This is a genomic window from Modestobacter sp. VKM Ac-2985 (genome assembly GCF_026967925.1).
In the GTDB taxonomy this organism is placed as follows: domain Bacteria; phylum Actinomycetota; class Actinomycetes; order Mycobacteriales; family Geodermatophilaceae; genus Modestobacter.
This window is the reverse complement of the sequence record NZ_JAPVBI010000002.1, coordinates 540923-558528: the sequence shown is the minus strand read 5'-3', so window position 1 is coordinate 558528 and position 17606 is coordinate 540923. Positions and strand designations below refer to the sequence as shown.

The 17606-nt window shown below is 75.4% G+C and carries 19 protein-coding genes and 1 riboswitch; of the genes, 12 read left to right on the top strand and 7 right to left on the bottom strand.

What is annotated here, in order from left to right:
• Positions 1-7: 7 nt before the first annotated feature.
• Both O2V61_RS11870 and O2V61_RS11865 read left to right on the top strand, forming a co-directional pair.
• A complete protein-coding gene (locus O2V61_RS11870) occupies positions 8-499 on the top strand; it encodes an Lrp/AsnC family transcriptional regulator (RefSeq protein WP_269183518.1) in 492 nt (163 codons plus the stop codon).
• A 7-nt stretch (positions 500-506) separates the two neighbouring features.
• Positions 507-848, top strand: a complete 342-nt coding sequence (locus O2V61_RS11865; RefSeq protein WP_269183517.1) for a hypothetical protein — start codon at positions 507-509, stop codon at positions 846-848.
• 50 nt (positions 849-898) lie between these two features.
• Here O2V61_RS11865 and O2V61_RS11860 read toward each other — a convergent pair whose 3' ends face one another.
• The gene (locus O2V61_RS11860) at positions 899-1150 is read right to left on the bottom strand and encodes a DUF3253 domain-containing protein (protein WP_269183516.1); all 252 of its coding nucleotides are present in this window, start codon (positions 1148-1150) and stop codon (positions 899-901) included.
• A 45-nt stretch (positions 1151-1195) separates the two neighbouring features.
• Between O2V61_RS11860 and O2V61_RS11855 the strand changes: the two genes are divergently transcribed.
• Positions 1196-2143, top strand: coding sequence for an aldo/keto reductase (locus O2V61_RS11855; protein WP_269183515.1), 948 nt, complete (start codon positions 1196-1198; stop codon positions 2141-2143).
• 42 nt (positions 2144-2185) lie between these two features.
• On the top strand, positions 2186-2704 hold the full coding sequence (locus O2V61_RS11850) for a hypothetical protein (RefSeq protein ID WP_269183514.1): 519 nt from the start codon (positions 2186-2188) through the stop codon (positions 2702-2704).
• A gap of 7 nt (positions 2705-2711) precedes the next feature.
• On the opposite strand, the gene O2V61_RS11845 is transcribed toward O2V61_RS11850, so the two are convergent.
• The 3 genes from O2V61_RS11845 to O2V61_RS11835 form a co-directional block, all read right to left on the bottom strand.
• Positions 2712-4040 (bottom strand): serine hydrolase domain-containing protein, encoded by a 1329-nt coding sequence (locus tag O2V61_RS11845; RefSeq protein ID WP_269183513.1) that lies wholly within the window; start codon positions 4038-4040, stop codon positions 2712-2714.
• Positions 4041-4067: 27 nt separating this feature from the next.
• Positions 4068-4415 (bottom strand): DUF3817 domain-containing protein, encoded by a 348-nt coding sequence (locus tag O2V61_RS11840; RefSeq protein ID WP_269183512.1) that lies wholly within the window; start codon positions 4413-4415, stop codon positions 4068-4070.
• Positions 4416-4584: 169 nt separating this feature from the next.
• On the bottom strand, positions 4585-5766 hold the full coding sequence (locus tag O2V61_RS11835) for a C40 family peptidase (RefSeq protein WP_269183511.1): 1182 nt from the start codon (positions 5764-5766) through the stop codon (positions 4585-4587).
• 16 nt (positions 5767-5782) lie between these two features.
• Positions 5783-5938, bottom strand: a riboswitch (cyclic di-AMP (ydaO/yuaA leader).
• Between the two features lie 362 nt (positions 5939-6300).
• Here O2V61_RS11835 and O2V61_RS11830 point away from each other — a divergent pair.
• The 5 genes from O2V61_RS11830 (at position 6301) to O2V61_RS11810 (ending at position 9877) form a co-directional block, all read left to right on the top strand.
• On the top strand, positions 6301-6654 hold the full coding sequence (locus tag O2V61_RS11830) for a hypothetical protein (protein WP_269183510.1): 354 nt from the start codon (positions 6301-6303) through the stop codon (positions 6652-6654).
• Positions 6655-6658: 4 nt separating this feature from the next.
• Positions 6659-7117 carry a GNAT family N-acetyltransferase gene (locus tag O2V61_RS11825; RefSeq protein ID WP_269183509.1) on the top strand — a complete coding sequence of 153 codons (459 nt, stop codon included), beginning with the start codon at positions 6659-6661 and terminating at the stop codon, positions 7115-7117.
• Positions 7114-8682 carry a phytoene desaturase family protein gene (locus O2V61_RS11820; RefSeq protein WP_269183508.1) on the top strand — a complete coding sequence of 523 codons (1569 nt, stop codon included), beginning with the start codon at positions 7114-7116 and terminating at the stop codon, positions 8680-8682. The genes O2V61_RS11825 and O2V61_RS11820 overlap by 4 nt, the downstream gene beginning before the upstream one ends.
• 150 nt (positions 8683-8832) lie before the next feature.
• The gene (locus tag O2V61_RS11815) at positions 8833-8979 is read left to right on the top strand and encodes a hypothetical protein (protein ID WP_269183507.1); all 147 of its coding nucleotides are present in this window, start codon (positions 8833-8835) and stop codon (positions 8977-8979) included.
• A 64-nt stretch (positions 8980-9043) separates the two neighbouring features.
• The gene (locus O2V61_RS11810) at positions 9044-9877 is read left to right on the top strand and encodes a YihY/virulence factor BrkB family protein (RefSeq protein WP_269183506.1); all 834 of its coding nucleotides are present in this window, start codon (positions 9044-9046) and stop codon (positions 9875-9877) included.
• Here O2V61_RS11810 and O2V61_RS11805 read toward each other — a convergent pair.
• Positions 9867-10721: a PPK2 family polyphosphate kinase gene (locus O2V61_RS11805; RefSeq protein WP_269183505.1), complete on the bottom strand. Its 855-nt coding sequence runs from the start codon at positions 10719-10721 to the stop codon at positions 9867-9869. The genes O2V61_RS11810 and O2V61_RS11805 overlap by 11 nt on opposite strands.
• A gap of 99 nt (positions 10722-10820) precedes the next feature.
• A complete protein-coding gene (locus O2V61_RS11800) occupies positions 10821-12782 on the bottom strand; it encodes a HelD family protein (RefSeq protein ID WP_269183504.1) in 1962 nt (653 codons plus the stop codon).
• 210 nt (positions 12783-12992) lie between these two features.
• Here O2V61_RS11800 and O2V61_RS11795 point away from each other — a divergent pair, with 210 nt between their 5' ends.
• On the top strand, positions 12993-13781 hold the full coding sequence (locus tag O2V61_RS11795; RefSeq protein ID WP_269183503.1) for a YsnF/AvaK domain-containing protein: 789 nt from the start codon (positions 12993-12995) through the stop codon (positions 13779-13781).
• A gap of 14 nt (positions 13782-13795) precedes the next feature.
• On the opposite strand, the gene O2V61_RS11790 is transcribed toward O2V61_RS11795, so the two are convergent.
• Complete coding sequence (locus O2V61_RS11790; RefSeq protein ID WP_269183502.1) at positions 13796-14482, bottom strand: alpha/beta hydrolase; 687 nt, start codon at positions 14480-14482, stop codon at positions 13796-13798.
• A gap of 55 nt (positions 14483-14537) precedes the next feature.
• On the opposite strand from O2V61_RS11790, the gene O2V61_RS11785 reads away from it, so the two are divergent.
• On the top strand, positions 14538-15563 hold the full coding sequence (locus tag O2V61_RS11785) for a zinc-binding dehydrogenase (RefSeq protein WP_269183501.1): 1026 nt from the start codon (positions 14538-14540) through the stop codon (positions 15561-15563).
• 197 nt (positions 15564-15760) lie between these two features.
• Positions 15761-17590: an NAD(P)/FAD-dependent oxidoreductase gene (locus tag O2V61_RS11780; protein WP_269183500.1), complete on the top strand. Its 1830-nt coding sequence runs from the start codon at positions 15761-15763 to the stop codon at positions 17588-17590.
• The last annotated feature ends 16 nt before the right edge of the window (positions 17591-17606 follow it).

The following is a 17606-nucleotide window of genomic DNA, read 5'->3' as shown; positions in this document are numbered from 1 at the left end:
GAGCAACGTGCCAGCCCTGGACGCCACCGACGCACGGCTCCTGCTCGCCCTGTCCGAGGACCCGCGGGCCACCGTCCTCGCGCTCTCCCAGCAGCTCGGGCTGGCCCGCAACACCGTGCAGGCGCGGCTGGGCCGGCTGGAGTCCAGCGGCGCCCTGGACCCCTTCGAACGGCGGGTGCGGCCCGAGGCGCTGGGCTACCGGCTCGGCGCCTACGTCACCGTGCAGGTCGTGCAGCGCAGCCTCGCCGACGTCGGCGAGGCGCTGGCCTCGATCCCGGAGGTGCTGGAGGTCATCGGGCTCTCCGGGGTCGCCGACCTGCTGGTCCAGGTGGTCGCGGTCGACGCCGACGACCTGTGGCGGATCACCGAGCAGGTCTTGGCCATCCCCGGCGTCCAGCGCACGGACACCAACCTGGCGCTGCGCCGGTTCGTCGACCACCGGATGACCCCGCTGCTGGAACGCGCCGCCGGGTCCCTGCCGGTCGCCGACCTGGACTGAGCACGCGGTGAGCCGGGAGGTCGTCGACCTGTTCGTCCGCGCGCTGGCGGGCGAGGGCACCGGCGTCTCCCGGGGACCGGGGCGGGACGAGGTGGTCGTCGAGGTCGCCGGCCGGAACCACCGGCTCTGGATCGACCCGGCGGGGGTGGTCGTCTCCACCGCGGACGCCGAGGTGCTCTGGGGCCCCGGTGTCAGCGCGGTGGAGTCCGCCGCCCGGCTGATGCTGGTGCACTGGGACGAGTCCCTGGCCACCCGGGAGCCGCACCCCACCGGCTGGTGGACCCACCGGGGCGGCGGCTTCGACCCCGAGCCGCCCTGGGAGGCCCACCGCGCCGACCACCAGGGCTGATCCGGCGCGGACCCCCTGGAGCCCGACCTGGACACGCCCGGACAGCGGTCTCAGCGGGGCCGGCGGACCCGCACCGGCCCGCGCGCGGTGCCGACGTCGACCACCTCACCGGACTGGGTGACCTCGACCGCGCCCGCTCCGGCCAGCCGTCCGGCCGCTGCGCGGGCGGCGGGCATCAGGTCCCGCCAGCCCTCCGGGTCGACGGCCCGGGCCGCCTCCGACGGGCAGATCGAGGCCTCGGGACGGCGCTGGTCCAGCAGCGCGCCGATGGTCTGCTCGAGCACCCGGTCGACGTCGTCCACCCGGTCAGGATGCCCCGGCCGCCGTCCGGGTGCTGGGATGGGCCCGTGCCCCACGACTCCCCCTCCCAGCTGGGTCTCGGCCTGGCCGCCGTCGGCCGGCCCGCGTACCTCACCCTCGGGCGGGACGCCGACCTGCCCGCCGACCGCGCCCCCGCCGTCCTCGAGGCGCGCACCCACGAGCTGCTCACCGCCGCGACCGCCCTGGGCGTGGAGTACGTGGACACCGCCCGGTCCTACGGCCGCGCCGAGGAGTTCCTCGCCTCGTGGCTGCGCACCGCCGAGGCCGTCCCGTTCGTGGCGAGCAAGTGGGGCTACCGCTACACCGCCGACTGGCGGCCGGACGCCACCGTGCACGAGGTGAAGGAGCACACGACCGCCGCCTTCGAGCGCCAGCTGGCCGAGACGACGGCGCTGCTCGGCCCGTGGCTGCGGCTCTACCAGGTGCACTCGCTGACCGCCGACAGCCCGCTGTGGACCGACCGGCCGCTGCAGCACCGGCTGGCCCGGCTGCGCGCCGACGGCGTCGAGCTCGGCTTCTCCACCTCCGGGGCCGCCCAGGCCGACGCCGTCCGGCGCGGGCTGGAGCTGACCGTCGACGGCGCGCCGCTGTTCACCACCGTGCAGTCGACCTGGAACCTGCTGGAGCCCTCGGCCGGGCCGGCGCTGGCCGAGGCGTCGGCCACCGGGGCCCGGGTCGTCGTCAAGGAGGGCGTGGCCAACGGCCGGCTGACCGACCGGGGCACCGCGCCGGACTCCCCGCTGGCCGCCGCGGCCCGCGAGCGCGGGGTCGGGGTGGACGCCCTCGCGCTGGCGGCGGCGCTTGCCCAGCCGTGGTGCGACGTCGTGCTGTCCGGCGCGGTGACCGTGGCGCAGCTGGCGAGCAACGCGGCGGCCCGTTCCCTGGACCCGGTGGCGGACCAGGCGGGCGACTGGGTGCAGCCCGAGGACCCGGCGGAGTACTGGTCGACGCGGAGCCGGCTCAGCTGGCGCTGACGGTCGTTTCGCCCGCCAGGCGACCCGGGTACGGCGGTCGGCATGGCGAAGCAGACCCCGTTCGGGACGATCGGCAAGGGCAGGCGCGGGATCAGCACGCTGGGCTGGGTGCTGCGCGGGGCGGCCGCCGGCGCGGCGGGGACGACCGCGCTCAACGCCGTCACCTACCTCGACATGGTGGCGCGCGGGCGGGGCAGCAGCTCGACGCCGGAGCAGACCGTGGAGAAGCTGGCCGACAAGGCGCACGTGCAGATCCCGGGCGACGAGGAGACCCGGCAGAACCGGGTCTCCGGGCTCGGCCCCCTGACCGGGCTCGCCGCCGGTGTGGGGACCGGCATCGTGGTCGGCCTGGCCCGTGCGGCGGGCTTCCGGTCCCAGCCGGCCGTCGGCACCGCGCTGATCAGCGCCGGGGTGCTGGTGGCCGCCAACGGGCCGATGACCGTCCTCGGCATCACCGATCCGCGCACGTGGTCGGCGAGCTCCTGGCTCAGCGACCTCGTGCCGCACGTCGCCTACGCCGTGGTCGTGAAGACGACGATGGACGCCTTCGACCGTCCCTGAGCGCGCGCTACGGCACCGTCCAGCCGCGCTCGTCGACCCCACCGGGCACCGGGGCCTCGGGGTCGTAGGGCGTCCGGGTGAGCACGAACGTCGCCACGTCCAGGTGGTCGGGGGCGATCCGCAGCGTCTCGCCGGCGTAGTAGCCGTCCAGCCCCACCCAGGTGCCGTCCTCGCGCGCGGCGAACCGGCTCGCCCGGCCGGGCCGGCCGGGCAGCGGTCCCAGGTGCAGCAGGCCACCAGCCTGCGCGCGCAGCACCAGCGGGGCCGGGCCCCAGAACCAGACGCCGAGCTGGTCCAGCGGCAGCGGTGGCGGGGACGGCGCCCAGGCGTCGACGACCCGGGGCTCGGCGGCCCGCAGGTCGGCCAGCAGCCCGGGCAGCAGCGGGTCCAGCCCGCTGGTCGTGTTGGCCAGCATCACCGCACCGGCCTGCTCCGTCCGGTCGACGAAGGCCCCGGCCAGGAAGCCGGGCATCGAGCCGCCGTGACCGACCAGGGTGTGCCCGTCGACCCGCAGCACCTGCACCCCCAGCCCGTAGGCCGACCACCCGGACGCCGACGGGTCGACCCCGGCCGGCACGGTCATCTCCTCCAGCGTCGCCGGGGACAGCACCTCGCCGGTGTCACCGAGCAGGAACGCGGCGAAGCTCCCGAGGTCGGCCAGCGTCGCCCACAGCTGCCCGGCCGCAGCCATGACCCCGGCGTCGTGCTCGGGCTCGGGAAGGACGACGTCGGCCCAGGGGTGCACCGCCGAGCCGCGCGCCGCCCGGCCGGTGGGCCGCGGGGTGGTGCGGTCCATGCCCAGGGGCAGCAGCACCTCGTCCCGCACCACCTCGGCCCAGGGCCGCTCGCGGTGCCGGGCGACCAGCTCGCCGAGCAGCCCGAAACCCAGGTTCGAGTAGTGGAAGCGCCGTGCGGTGCCCAGGACGACGTCGTCCTCGGTGAGCCGGAGCTCGGCCAGCGACCCGCCGGGGACGCGCTCCCACCAGCCGCCGGGGCTCTCCGAGCTGGCGCCGGCGAGGTGGGAGAGCAGCTGACCGACGGTGCGCTCCCCGAACGGCGTGCCGGGGACGTGCTCCTCGAGCGGGTCGTCCAGCCCCAGCCGGCCCTCGTCCCGCAGCCGCAGCACGACCAGGGCCGTCACCGTCTTGCTGATCGAGCCGAGCCGGTACTGCACGTCGGCGTGTGGCTCGGCGACGTCGCCGCGACCGGCCGACCAGGCCAGCCCGCCGTCCCGGACGACGCCCGCGACCAGGCTGGGGGCCCGGCCGTCGCGCTGGACCCGAGCGGTGCGGGCCAGCAGCGTGCGAGCGGTGGCGGGCAGGACGGGCAGGGTCATCGCGCGCTCCGCCGGGTCATCGGGCGGTCAGCCGGCCGGGACGGACGTGGCGGCGTCGACCGGCAGCCGGCCGGTGCGCCGGGCCCAGCGCTCGAACCAGATCGTCACCAGCGGCGGCACCGAGGCGGCCAACGCCAGCAGCCCGGTGACGGGGGTCCAGCGGAGCACCCGCCAGGCCACGAGGGTCACGACGACGTAGAGCACGAACACCGCACCGTGGACCGGGCCGAAGACCTGCACGCCCAGCTCGGAGGCGTCCAGCACCCGCTTGACGAACATGCCGGCCAGCAACAGCACCCAGGAGACGGCCTCGGCGATGGCGACGGCGCGGAAGACGCGGGCGACCCTCTGCGGGTCGGTCAGTGCGGCGGGCACGGCGCTCCTCGGGGTGGGACGCGGGTGGGCTGCGCCCCATCGTGCCCGGCGGGACGGGGCGCCGGTGGGCGTGTCCGCGTGATCGTCGCCACCGGGCCCCGACGCACCGGTGCCCCGGCCGCCGTCAGGCGACCGGGGCACCGGTGGGTGTCACGGGGTGGTGCAGGTGTCAGCCGGCGACCCGGCGCATGGCGGTGATGGGCCCCATGGCGTCGATGCTGGCGACCTTGACCACGTCGCCGGACGTCGGCGCGTGGACCATCTGGCCGCCGCCGATGTAGATGCCGATGTGGCTGACGGGCGAGTAGAAGGCGATCAGGTCGCCCGGCTGCAGCTCGCCGCGGGAGACCGCCCGGCCCGACGCCGCCTGCGCCCGGCTGCTGCGGGGCAGGTCGACCCCGGCCGAGGCGTAGGAGTACTTCACCAGACCCGAGCAGTCGTAGGCATTCGGACCGGTCGCGGCCCACACGTAGGGCTTGCCACGCTGGGCCATGGCGGTGTTCACCGCGGTGGCAGCAGCGCCGCTGCTGGCCACGACCGGCGCGGAGGGCGCCGGGGCAGCAGCCACCGCGCTGGGCGCGGACGAGCGGGCGGGGGCAGGAGCGGGGGCAGCGGTCCGCTCGTCGCGCGAGGCGGCCTGACTGCTGCGCTCGGCTGCGGCGGCCGCCTGGGCCTCCCGCTCGGCTGCGGCCGCAGCCGCTTCTGCGGCCGCGTGCTGCTCGGCCAGGATGCGGGCGCGCTCGCGCTCCTCGGCAGAGAGCCGGTCGTACTCGGCCTGGTACTCGGCGATCTGCTCGTTCAGGTCGGCCTGCTGGGCGGCGACCTCGGCGACCTGGGCCTCCGCGTCGGCGGCGGCCTTCGCGGCCACGGCCTTCGCCTCGTCGGCAGCGACGCTCGCCTGCTGGGCGGCACCGAGGACCTCGTTGTTGTGCCCGGCGATGCTGTCCAGCGTGCCCATCCGGTCGAGCATCTCGTCGGCGGAGGAGCTGGTGAGCATGGCCTGCAGCGAGGAGAGCTGCTCACCGGTGAAGGCGCTGCGGGCGACCTGACGCACGTGGTCGCGAGCCTCGACGACGGATGCCTCAGCGGCGACGAGCTGGGCAGCCGCGGCGTCCGACTCGGCCTTCATGCTGGTCAGCACGTCGGTCGCCTCGTGCATCTTCTCGGTGACGACCTCGAGGTCGTGACCGCGGGCGGCGATGAGCTCGGCCGCCTCCTGCGAGGTGGTGGGGGTTTCAGGAGCCGCCAGGGCGGGCACTGGGGCAAGGGCTACGCCACCCGCGATGAACAGGGTGAGCAGGGCCCGTCGGCCGTTGCGGCCATGACGGACGGAGGTGTGCGAACTCGCCATGTTCGGCGGGTGTGTCCTTTCTTCCACCTGCCGCCTACCGAGTTAGCTGACGGGTTCGGGCGGGAAGTCGCCCGGCTCCTCGGGCCCGCGAACGGGCCGTGCGGAGCTTCACCCCAGTGCTGCGGTGGGTCCCCGGTCCACGAGCCCGCGAGTGTTGCGGCGAGCCGTGTGGTTCGGCGGCGGCCCTGTCGGTCGTCACCCGGGTGGGCGACTGCGCTGCCCGTCAGGACCGCTGGTGACCGTACGTGCGTTATGAGCTCGTGACAAACGGCCGGGGCACATTTGTGCAGAAACTCCGGCCGGGTGGTTCAACACGCTCACCGAGGGTGACAGGCTCGCCGGGTGCAGGGGTTGAGCCGCCGCGAGTTCTGTCTCGTGCTGCTCCGTCGGATGGCCGACACGCGACCCGACCTGGTCGCCGAGGCGTTGCCCCGACTGGGTGCCGACCGGGCCGAGGCCCGTCTCGCGCACCGTCGGTGGCGAGCTCTTCATCACGCAGAGCGAGCGCCGCGCGGGGTCGCACTGCGGGCGGCCGTGTTGGGCCCCGCCGACCAGGTGGAGGGCCGCCGGTTCGGTGACGTGGACCTCGTCGTCCGGCGCTGGCCGCTCCCGCTGTGGCCGTTCCTGCGGTGGGAGGTGCTGTCCGGCCCCGACGGCTCGGTGCTGCACGAGCAACTCGTGCGCGCCCCCGACTCACCGGTCCCGGCCGCCGCACCGGACACGCTGCGCGTCTGGGAGCACGTGGTGGACGACGTCGTCGGCCTGCCCGGTGCGGCCGCTGTCGATCCGGGCGTCCCGAGCCGCTTCGAGGTGCACCTCCCCGGTGCGGTGCGGGCCCAGTTCGTCCGGGGGCTGCTGCAGCGGGTGGACGACGGCGCGCCAGGATGACCCGGTGCCGACCCTCTCCACCGCCTCCTGGGACGACCCGGACGTCGCCGCGCTGACCGCCGCCCAGCAGCTCGAGCTGCGGGCCCGCTACGACGGCGCGGGCGAGCCGGGGGTGCCACCGTCCGCCGCCGACGTGGCCGTCGTGCTGCTCGCCCGGGACGACGACGGCACGCCGGTCGGCTGCGGCGCGCTGCGGCCGCTCGGGGACACCGAGGCCGAGGTCAAGCGCATGTACGTCGCCCCGCCGGCACGCGGTCGCGGCATCTCCCGGCTGCTGCTCGCCGGCCTGGAGGCCGAGGCGCTGCGCCGCGGGTGGACGACGGTGCGCCTGGAGACCGGGGTCCGGCAGCCGGAGGCGGTCGCGCTGTACACGTCGGCGGGCTACCGGCCGATCGAGGCGTTCGGGCACTACATCGGCGCCGACGACCCGTACGCCGTCTTCTTCGCCCGGGAGCTGGCATGAGCACCGCTGACACGAGCACCGCCGCCCGGTACGACGCGATCGTGGTGGGCGGCGGCCACAACGGGCTGGTCGCCGCCGCCTACCTGGCCCGCGCGGGCTGGTCGGTGCTGGTGCTGGAGCGGCGGTCCGTGCTCGGCGGCGCCGCGGTCAGCGAGCAGGTCTTCCCGGGCGTCGACGTCCGGCTCTCGGCGTACTCCTACCTGGTCAGCCTGCTGCCCGACCGGATCGTCGCCGACCTGGCGCTGCCGATCACCCTGGTCGACCGCGCCGTCGCCTCGTACACCCCCGTGCGCCGCGGGGGGGCAGCGACCGGGCTGCTGGTCGAGCGGGACGAGGGGCCGGAGACGGCGGCCTCCTTCCGGGACCTCACCGGCTCGGACGCCGAGTTCGCCGGCTGGCAGCGGTTCTACGGCCGGCTGACCACCCTCGCCGAGGACCTGGCCCCCACCCTGACCGGGCCGCTGCCCAGCGAGGCCGAGCTCACCGCGCGGCTGCGCGACCCGGGCATGTGGCACGACCTGCGGGAGCGGCCGCTGGCCGACGTGGTCGCCGACCACCTCACCGACGACGACGTCCGGGGCATCGCGCTCACCGACGGGCTGATCGGCACCTTCGCCGACGTGCACGCCGCGGACGGCTTGGCCGGCCGGTGCTTCCTCTACCACCTGATCGGCAACGGCACGGGTCGCTGGCGGGTGCCGGTCGGTGGCATGGGCGCGGTCAGCGGTGCGCTCGCCGACGCGGCGCGGGCCGGGGGCGCCGCACTGCACACCCGCACCGAGGTCACCGCGGTCGAGACCCGGGGCGACGGGGTCACCGTGCACTGGACCGACGCCGACGGGACGGCGCACGCGGCCGACGCCGGGCACCTGGTCGGCGGCGCGGCCCCCGCCGTGCTCGACGAGCTGCTGGGCACCGCCCCGGCACCGCGGCCGTCGGGGTCGCAGCTGAAGGTGAACATGGTGCTGGGCCGGCTGCCCGGGCTGCGGTCGGGCGCCGACCCCCGCCGCGTCTTCAGCGGGACCGTGCACGTCGACGAGGCCGCCGGTCAGATCGACGCCGCGTACGCGCAGGCCGCGGCCGGGCGACTGCCGGAGGTGATCCCGTTCGAGGTGTACTGCCACTCCCTCACCGACCCCTCGATCGTCGGCAGCACCGGGCTGCACACCCTCACGCTGTTCGGGCTGCACACGCCGGCCGAGCTCTACGCGGCCGACCCGGCGGGCACCCGGGCCGAGGCGGTGCGCCGGGTGGTCGCCCAGCTGGACGCGCACCTGACCGAGCCGCTGGCCGACTGCCTGGCCACCGACGGCGAGGGGCGACCGTGCCTGCAGGCGTCCTCGCCGCTGGACGTCGAGGCGTCGCTGGCGATGCCGGGCGGGCACATCTTCCACGGCGACCTGTCGTGGCCGGTCGCCCCCGACCCGGCCGCCGTCGGCACCTGGGGCGTGGCGACGGCGCACCCGCGGGTGGTCGCCGCCTCCTCGGGCGGCACGGTGCGCGGCGGCGCGGTCAGCGGCCTGGGCGGCTTCGCCGCGGCGCAGCACCTGCTCGGCGGTCGCTGACCGGAGTGGGCCGCCCCGGCAGGCGTGAGCGTCGACGGAAGTGGGCAGGCACCGGGCACCGCCGCCTGCTCGTCCGAGCAGGCGATGCCCCGGGGCCGGCGGAGCCGGCCACCGCGTCCCGCGGGCCCGAGACGACGTCCGGGAGGACCGATGAGCGAGCGACCCGACGACAGCCACGACCGGACCGGGCAGGGCAAGCTGCCGAAGAACCGGGCACGCCTGCTGATCGTCGGCACCTTCGTGCTGATCCTGGTGGTGGCGTTCTCCTACATGCTGCTGGTGGCCAACACCGCCTGACGGGCTCCTCCAGCGCTGGGCGCGCCACCGAGCGCGCCCGGCCCGGACCTGATCACATGACCTGATGCAGGTGGCAACGGAGGCGCGCGGCCTGCTCCGGGCGATCCGGGAGCGGATGCGCCAGCGGGACACCGCGCTCATCGCCGCCGGGCTCACCTTCTACGCCGGGGTCGCCGTCGTCCCGGCGCTGGTGCTCTCCCTCGGGCTGACCAGCTGGCTGGCCGGTGCCGACACGGTGCGTGAGCTCACCGGCCGGCTGACCCAGGTGCTGCCCGACGCGCTGGGAGCCCCGCGCGCGGTGGAGCGACTGGCCGAGGCGGGCACCGGCCTGAGCGCCGTCGGCGCCCTGCTGACCCTGCTGCCCATCTCCCTCTACGGCGAGGGGCTGCGCCGGTCGCTGCTGCGGTTCAGCCCGGCGCACGACCGGTTCACCGCCTGGCGGGGCCGGGCGCTGGCGCTGCCGCTGCTGGTGGTGGCGCCGCTGCTGCTGTACCCGCTGCTGCTGGTCGCGGGGGTGCTGGCGCACCTGGCCGAGACCCCAGGGTTCGCCGCGGCAGTCGGCGGGTTGGCCGCCGGCTACTACTCCGTGCTGTTCGCCCTCACCCTGCCGCTGGCCTGGATCTTCCGGGTGGTCGCGGTGAGCCGGCTGGGCTGGCGGGCCGTGGTCGCCGGGGCGCTGTTCACCGCCGCCTGCCTGTCCGGGTTCCTCCAGGGGTTCGTGCTGTTCCTGGCCCTGCCGCTGGACCTGGGCGCCCCGTTCGGCGGCCTCACCGTGGTCGGCGGGGTGATCGCCATCGGGTTCTGGCTGTTCCTGCTGCAGTTCGTGCTGATCGGCGGCTGGCTGTTCACCCAGGCCCTGGACGAGCGACTGACCCGCGGGACCCCGCTCACCAGCTGATCGGGTGCTCCTCGATCAGCCGGTCGCGCTGCTCGTCGACGTCCCAGGCAGGCTCCGGCAGCCGGGGCTGCAGCTCGGTCAGCGTCTCGAGCAGGAGCCGGCCGACCGCCCAGTTCCGGTACCACTTCCGGTCGGCCGGGACGACGTACCAGGGGGTCGTGTCGGTGTCGGTGCGCTCCAGGGCGGTGGCGTACGCCTGCTGGTACTGCGGCCACAGCGCCCGCTCGTCGACGTCCGCGGGGTCGAACTTCCAGCGCTTGCTGGAGTCGTCGAGCCGGGCGAGCAGGCGCTGCTTCTGCTCCCACGGCGACAGGTGCAGGAGCACCTTGACCACGGTGACGTCGTCGGCGACGAGCTGGCGCTCGAACCGCACGATCTCCCGGTAGCGGCGCTCGATCACCTCCGGGGTCGCCAGCTCCCGCACCCGGCCGATCAGCACGTCCTCGTAGTGCGAGCGGTCGAAGACGCCGACCTTGCCCGGGCCGGGCAGGGCGCGGCGAACCCGCCACAGGAAGGAGTGCCGCAGCTCCTCCGGCGTCGGCCGTCCGAAGCTCGTCACCGCCACCCCGTGCGGCTCCATCGCGCCGATGACGTGCTTCACCACGCCGCCCTTGCCGCTGGTGTCCATGCCCTGCAGCACCAGCAGCACCCGCCGTCGGCTGCCACCGCTGGCCTCGGCGTACAGCCGCTGCTGCAGCTCGGCCAGGTGGCCGGCGTCCAGCCGCGTCGCCTCCCGGGTGCGCTCCTTGTCGCCGGGGGCCAGCGGGGTCGCCCGCGGGTCGATCCCGCTCAGCTCGATCGGGGCGGCGGGGGCGCGCAGGGCGAGGCGCAGGGATTCGGGCACCCCCGGAGCCTAGGGACGCCGCCCCACCGACCCCGGGCCTGCCACAGGCAAAGGAAGCTCTCCACCCGGTCTCGGCGGCCAGACCGGGTGGAGAGCTTCCTATGCCTCGGCCAGCAGGGCGGGGAGGGCCGCGTGGTGGAGGACGACGAGGCTGCTCACCGCCCGGGTGAGGACGACGTAGAGCCGGTGCAGCCCGCGGGGCTCCGCGGCGACGATCGCGGCCGGCTCGACCACCACGACGTGGTCGAACTCCAGCCCCTTCACCAGCCCGGCCGGGACGACGGACACCCGGGCGGGCGCGGCGCCGTCGTCGGCCAGCGCAGCCACGTCCAGCCCCGCCGCGGTGAGCATCGCGACCACCTCGTCGACCGACGCATCGGCGCAGACCACCCCGGTCGAGCCGGCGGTGGCCGCCAGCTCACCGACCACCTCGGCCAGCGGCGCGGCCAGCGTGCCGACCGGTCGCAGCTGCAGGGCGCCCGGCTCCCGGCGGACCGCGGTGGCCGCGGCCAGCCCGGGGGCGATCGCGGGCAGCAGCCGGTTGGCGAAGTCGAGGACCTCCCCCGGCACCCGGTAGCCCCGGGTGAGCGGCCGCACGGTCGTCGCCGGCCGGCCGAGCGCCGCCAGCGTCTGCGCCCAGTCCGCGGCCGACCAGGGGCTGGTGGCCTGGGCCAGGTCACCGAGCACGGTCAGCGAGCCCGCGCCCAGCCGGCGGGCGACGGCGCGGCACTCCATCGGGGAGAGGTCCTGCGCCTCGTCCACCACCACGTGCCCGTAGCCCGGGGTCCGGTCCAGCATCCCGGCCACCTCGTCGACCAGCACCGCGTCCGCGGCCGTCCACCGGGCGGCGCGCACCGACCGCGGTGCGCGGGGCCAGTGCAGCAGCGCCTGTTCCTCCTCGGTCAGCACGCCGCGGGCCGCCCGGGCCAGCCGCTCGGGGTCGGTGAACAGGTCGTGCACCAGCCCGGCGGCGTCCACCGCCGGCCAGACGGCGTCGCAGAAGGCCCGCACCTCGGCGCTGCGGGCGGTCCGGCGCGTCTCCGCGTCGGTCGGGCTCCCGCCACCGGCCTCCTTCAGCCGCCGGGCGTGCTCGGCGAGGGACATCGCCAGCCGCTCCCGGCCGGCGGCGTAGTGCACCAGCTGCTGCTCGTCGACGCCGCTCGTGCCGGCCCGGCGCAGGTCGTCGACGAAGCGCCTGAGCCGGTCCTCACCGATCCGGTACTTCCGGCCGGCCAGCGTCACCTGTACCGAGTCCACCGGTTTGCGGATGCCGCCCCACAGTGCCCGGCGCAGCACCTCGGCCATCCGCGGGTCGCCCTTGAGGACGGCGACCGCCGGCTCGTCCTTCGCGCGGGCCGTCACCCGGGCGGTGAGGCTCGCGACCGTCGCCTGGTCGACCTCCACCTCGCCGAGCGCGGGCAGCACCTGCTCGATGTACCGCAGGAAGGCCCGGTTCGGCCCGACGACCAGCACGCCCGTGCGGGCCAGCTGCTCGCCGTGCGTGTAGAGCAGGTAGGCCGCCCGGTGCAGCCCGACCGCCGTCTTGCCGGTGCCCGGGGCGCCCTGCACGCAGATCGACTCGGCCAACGGGGCCCGCACGATGTCGTCCTGGTCGGGCTGGATGGTGGCCACGATGTCGCGCATCGGGCCGCTGCGCGGGCGCTCGATCTCCTGCCGCAGGATCTCGCCCGCGCCGCCGTCGTCCTCGCCGTCGGCGAGCCGCTCGTCCTCGTAGCTGGTCAGCTCCCCGCCGGCGAACCCGAAGCGGCGGCGGCGCAGCAGCCCCTGCGGATCGGTGGCGCTGGCCTGGTAGAACGGCCGGCTCATCGGCGCACGCCAGTCGATCACGACGGGGTCGCCCAGCGCGTCACGCACGTGGCGTCGGCCGACGTGGAAGGTCTCCGGCCCGGCGTCGCCGACGCCGTCGGTGCGGCCGAAGAACGCCGGGACGCCGGGGTCAGCGGCGAGGGCGAGCAGCCGTTCGGCACGCGCGGCGCCGAGCCGCTCGGAGGCCCAGGCGTCGACGCCGGCGTCGGTGACCGAGACGGCGGCGGCACGCATGAAGGTCAGACATTCCGCCGCATGGTGGAGGTGGTCGCGCTCAGCGGCGAGGGTGGGGTCTGTCTGGTCGGCTGCGGGGGGAGGGGCCGGGGCGGACGGCACGGACACGATCGCAGGACGGTACGCGTGCTCTGTACCCGGCTCAACCGACTTCCGGCACGACCCGCCGGGCGATGTGTAGACCGGTGCCTCCTGGATCACCCACCTGACATGGCCAGTGACCCGACCCCGCCCTCCGTCATCGGGGCGATCGCCCACGACCGCGACGGGAAGCCGCTGGGCACGATCACCGCGGTGTACCTCGACGACGCGACCCAGCAGCCCACGTGGGTGGGCCTCACCCCGGGGACGCACGCAGCACCGGACACCGACGACGTGCCGACGATCGCCCCGGTCGCCGGGTCCGAGTTCGCCGACGGCCGGCTGCAGCTGGCCGTCGACTCCGCCGCCGTCGACTCCGCTCCCCGGCCCAGCCGGGGGGACCACCTGAGCCCGGACGAGGAGTCGGCGCTGCTCGAGCACTACCGCGAGCCGGCCACGCCCCGGATCCCGACTGCGGCCCCAGCCCCGGCCGCGGCCCCGACCACGGCCCCGACCCGGTCGGGTGACGGCGTCGGCGCGATGACCCGCGCCGAGGAGCAGCTGGACGTCACCACCGTGGTGGAGCCCTGGACCCGAGCCGTCCTCCGCATCGAGGAGGTCAGCGAGGAGGTGCTGGTGCCGGTGACGATCACCCGGCAGCGCGCCCGGATCGAGCACCTCCCGCTGGCCCACGGCGACCGTGAGGCCGGCCCGGCCTCCGCGCCGGGTGAGCGGCAGCCCTCTCGGAGCACCGGGTGGGTCACCCTCTACGCCGAGGAGCCCCGGGTCTCCCTGGAGCGGGTGCCGGCCGAGCGGGTGCGGCTGACCACCTCGTGGGAGACCGAGCAGTCCACGGTCACCGAGCAGCTGCGCCACGAAGAGGTCGAGCTCACCACCGACGACACGCCCCGCCGCTGAGGCAGGCGCCCCGGTCAGCCGGCCGGGGCGCCGAACCACCAGTCCAGCCCTGCGGCGACCAGCTCCGGGGTGATCACGTGCCCGCCGGCGAACTCCTCGTAGGTCACGTCGTAGCCGTCGGCGAGCAGTTCGGCGGAGACCCGCCGCCCGCACCGGTCCACCGGCAGGACCGGGTCCGCGACGCCGTGGCTGAGCCAGAACCGGGGCCGGCCGTACCGGCCGGGCGAGGAGACGAAGCCCGGGGAGAAGGCCAGCACGGCCTCGGCCAGGTCGCCGTTGGCCACGCCCAGCGACAGCGCGTACGAGCCGCCGTCGGAGAACCCGGCCACGGCCACCCGGCTCACCGGGCAGGTGGCGAAGACGTGGCCGAGCGCCGCGTCCAGCGCGGCGACGTCCCGGCCCAGCCCGCCGGCGATCAGGTCCCAGGTGGTGGCCGCCGACGTCGGGGCGAGCACGAGCGCCCCTCGGTCGGTGGCCGCTGCGCCGACCGCGGCCAGCGACTGCTCCGCCGTCCCGCCGGCGCCGTGGAAGAACACCAGCAGCGGGCGCGGCTGCGGCTCGCCGGCCGGGACGGCGAGCAACGCCTCCGCCCCTGGCCCCAGGTCGAGCCGGGAGACCCCCGGGACGGGCGCCGGGCCGCTCGGCTGCTGGCCGGGGCGGCTGTCCAGGCGGCCGTCCGCCGCGCGTGAGGAAGGAGGCACCGCGCTCCCCTACCCCGGGACGACGGACCTGCACGGCCGGGGGCAGGGTGAGGTCATGGCCGAGACGATCCCTGACTCCATGCTCGCCGGGCGGCTGAACGTCCGGACCCGCGACTTCGCCGTCACCGAGGTTCCCGTGCCGACCCCGGGCCCCGGCGAGGTGCTCGTCCGGGTGCGCGCCGCCGGCGTGTGCCTGTCCGACGTCCACCTCATCGAAGGCGAGCTGACCCCGCTGTTCCTGCCCGGGGACACGGTGACCCTGGGCCACGAGGTGGCCGGCACCGTGGCGGCACTGGGCGCGGGCGTTGCCGGCTGGGCCACCGACCAGCGCGTGCTGCTCCAGGCCGGTGAGGAGCGGCGCGGCGTCGTGCACACCCGCGGCGTCGACTACGACGGCGGCTGGGCCCAGTACGCGGTGGCGCGGGCGGACACGCTGGTCGCCGTCCCCGACGACCTGCCGCTGGAGCAGGCCTGCATCGTGCCCGACGCGGTCTCCACCCCGTGGGGTGCGATCACCGCCACCGCTGGGGTCCGGCCGGCCCAGCCGGTGGGCGTCTGGGGCATCGGCGGGCTGGGTGCGCACGGCGTTCAGCTGCTCCGGCTGGCCGGGGCCGCGCCGATCATCGCCGTCGACCCGGTGCCGGCCGCCCGGGAACGGGCGCTGCAGTTCGGCGCGGACGTGGCCCTCGACCCCGCCGCCGACGACCTGGTCGACCAGGTGCGGGCAGCGACCGGTGGCGCCGGGCTGGCGTTCGCCTTCGACTTCGCCGGGGTCGCCGCGGTGCGCGAGCAGGCGGTGCGCGCGCTCGGCGTCGGGGGCGCGCTGGTGCTGGTCGGGCTGACCAGGCAGCCGCTGACGATCGCGGACGGGACGGCGTTCAGCTACTTCGGGCAGAAGGTGCTGGGCCACTACGGGTCGATGCCCGAGCACGTGCTCGAACTGGTGCAGCTGGTGCGGCACCACCGGATCGACTTCGCCCGCTCGGTCAGCGACACGCTGCCGCTCAGCCAGGCGGCAACGGCGGTCGATCGGCTGTCCCGCAAGGAGGGCGACCCGATCCGGCTGGTCCTCCAGCCCTGACCTCCGGAGGGGCCGAGATCGCGACTTCGGCCCCTGCCTGCGTCACCGAGTGTGGCCTTGGTCACACAGACGGTGGCGGCGCTCGACGGGGACGGGGCGACTCCTCCGCAGCTCTCTCACCAGGTGGCGGCAGGGTGGTCAGCTGCTCCCGGACGCCGGTCACGGCGGCCACTCCTCCGAGGACGCAGGAGATGCGCGTGACCCAGACGCTGGACCCGACCGACACCCCGACCACCGGAACGGACGACCCGGGCAGCCGGGTGGCCGCCTGGCTGGAGGCCTTCCAGTCCGCGCTGACCGCCCGGGACGTCGACCGGGTGGTCGAGCTGTTCGCCCCCACCTGCTTCTGGCGCGACCTGGTCGCCTTCAGCTGGAACATCACCACGGTCGAGGGGCCCGACGGCGTCCGCGGCCTGCTCGAGGCCACGCTCGACCGCACCGACCCGCAGGGCTTCCAGGCGGCTGAGCCGCCCACCGGCGCGGACGGCGTCAACGAGGCGTGGATCACCTTCGAGACCGCCGTCGGCCGCGGGCGGGGGCACCTGCGCCTGCAGGACGGGCGGGCCTGGACCCTGCTGACCACGCTGTACGAGCTGACCGGCCACGAGGAGCCGACCCGGGACCGCCGGCCAAAGGGCGCCGAGCACGGCATCCACCGGGACCGAGAGACCTGGCTGGACCGGCGCGAGCGGGAGGCCCGGGAGCTGGGGTACCAGACGCAGCCGTACGTGCTCGTCGTCGGCGGCGGGCAGGGCGGGATCGCGCTCGGGGCGCGGCTGCGGCAGCTCGACGTCCCCACCATCGTGATCGACAAGCACCCCCGGCCCGGGGACCAGTGGCGCAGCCGCTACAAGTCGCTGTGCCTGCACGACCCGGTCTGGTACGACCACCTGCCCTACATCAAGTTCCCGGACAACTGGCCGGTGTTCGCCCCCAAGGACAAGATCGCCGACTGGCTGGAGTCCTACACCCGGGTGATGGAGCTGAACTACTGGTCCAACACCCGGGCGGTCAGCGCCTCCTGGGACGAGGCGACCCAGGAGTGGCGGGTCACCGTCGAGCGGGACGGCAACTCGGTGGAGCTGCGCCCGAAGCAGCTGGTGCTGGCCACCGGGATGTCGGGCAAGCCGAACGTCCCGGTGCTGCCCGGCCAGGACGTCTTCCGCGGCGACCAGCACCACTCCTCGGCCCACCCCGGCCCGGACGCCTACCGCGGCAAGAAGTGCGTGGTCGTCGGCTCCAACAACTCGGCCTTCGACATCTGCGGGGCGCTGTGGGAGAACGGCGCCGACGTCACGATGGTCCAGCGCTCCTCGACCCACATCGTCCGGTCGGAGTCGCTGATGGAGATCGGGCTGGGTGCGCTGTACTCCGAGGAGGCCGTCGCCGGCGGCATGACGACGGAGAAGGCCGATCTCACCTTCGCCTCGCTGCCCTACCGGATCATGCACGAGTTCCAGATCCCGCTGTACGACCAGATGCGGGAGCGGGACGCCGACTTCTACCAGCGGCTCGAGGCGGCCGGGTTCGACCACGACTGGGGCGAGGACGGGTCGGGCCTGTTCATGAAGTACCTGCGCCGCGGCTCGGGCTACTACATCGACGTGGGCGCCGCCGACCTCGTCGCGAACGGCGACGTCCGGCTGGTCAACGGGCAGGTCGACCACCTGACCGAGGACTCGGTCGTGCTGGCCGACGGCACCGAGCTCCCGGCCGACCTGGTGGTCTACGCGACCGGGTACGGCTCGATGAACGGCTGGGCCGCCGACCTGATCAGCCAGGAGGTCGCCGACCGGGTGGGCAAGGTCTGGGGGCTGGGTTCGGACACCACCAAGGACCCGGGGCCGTGGGAGGGCGAGCAGCGCAACATGTGGAAGCCCACCCAGCAGGAGGCGCTGTGGTTCCACGGCGGGAACCTGCACCAGTCCCGGCACTACTCGCTCTACCTGGCGCTGCAGCTCAAGGCCCGCCAGGTGGAGATCCCGACCCCGGTGTACCGGCTCCAGCAGGTCCACCACACCAGCTGACCCGGCCGTCCGACAC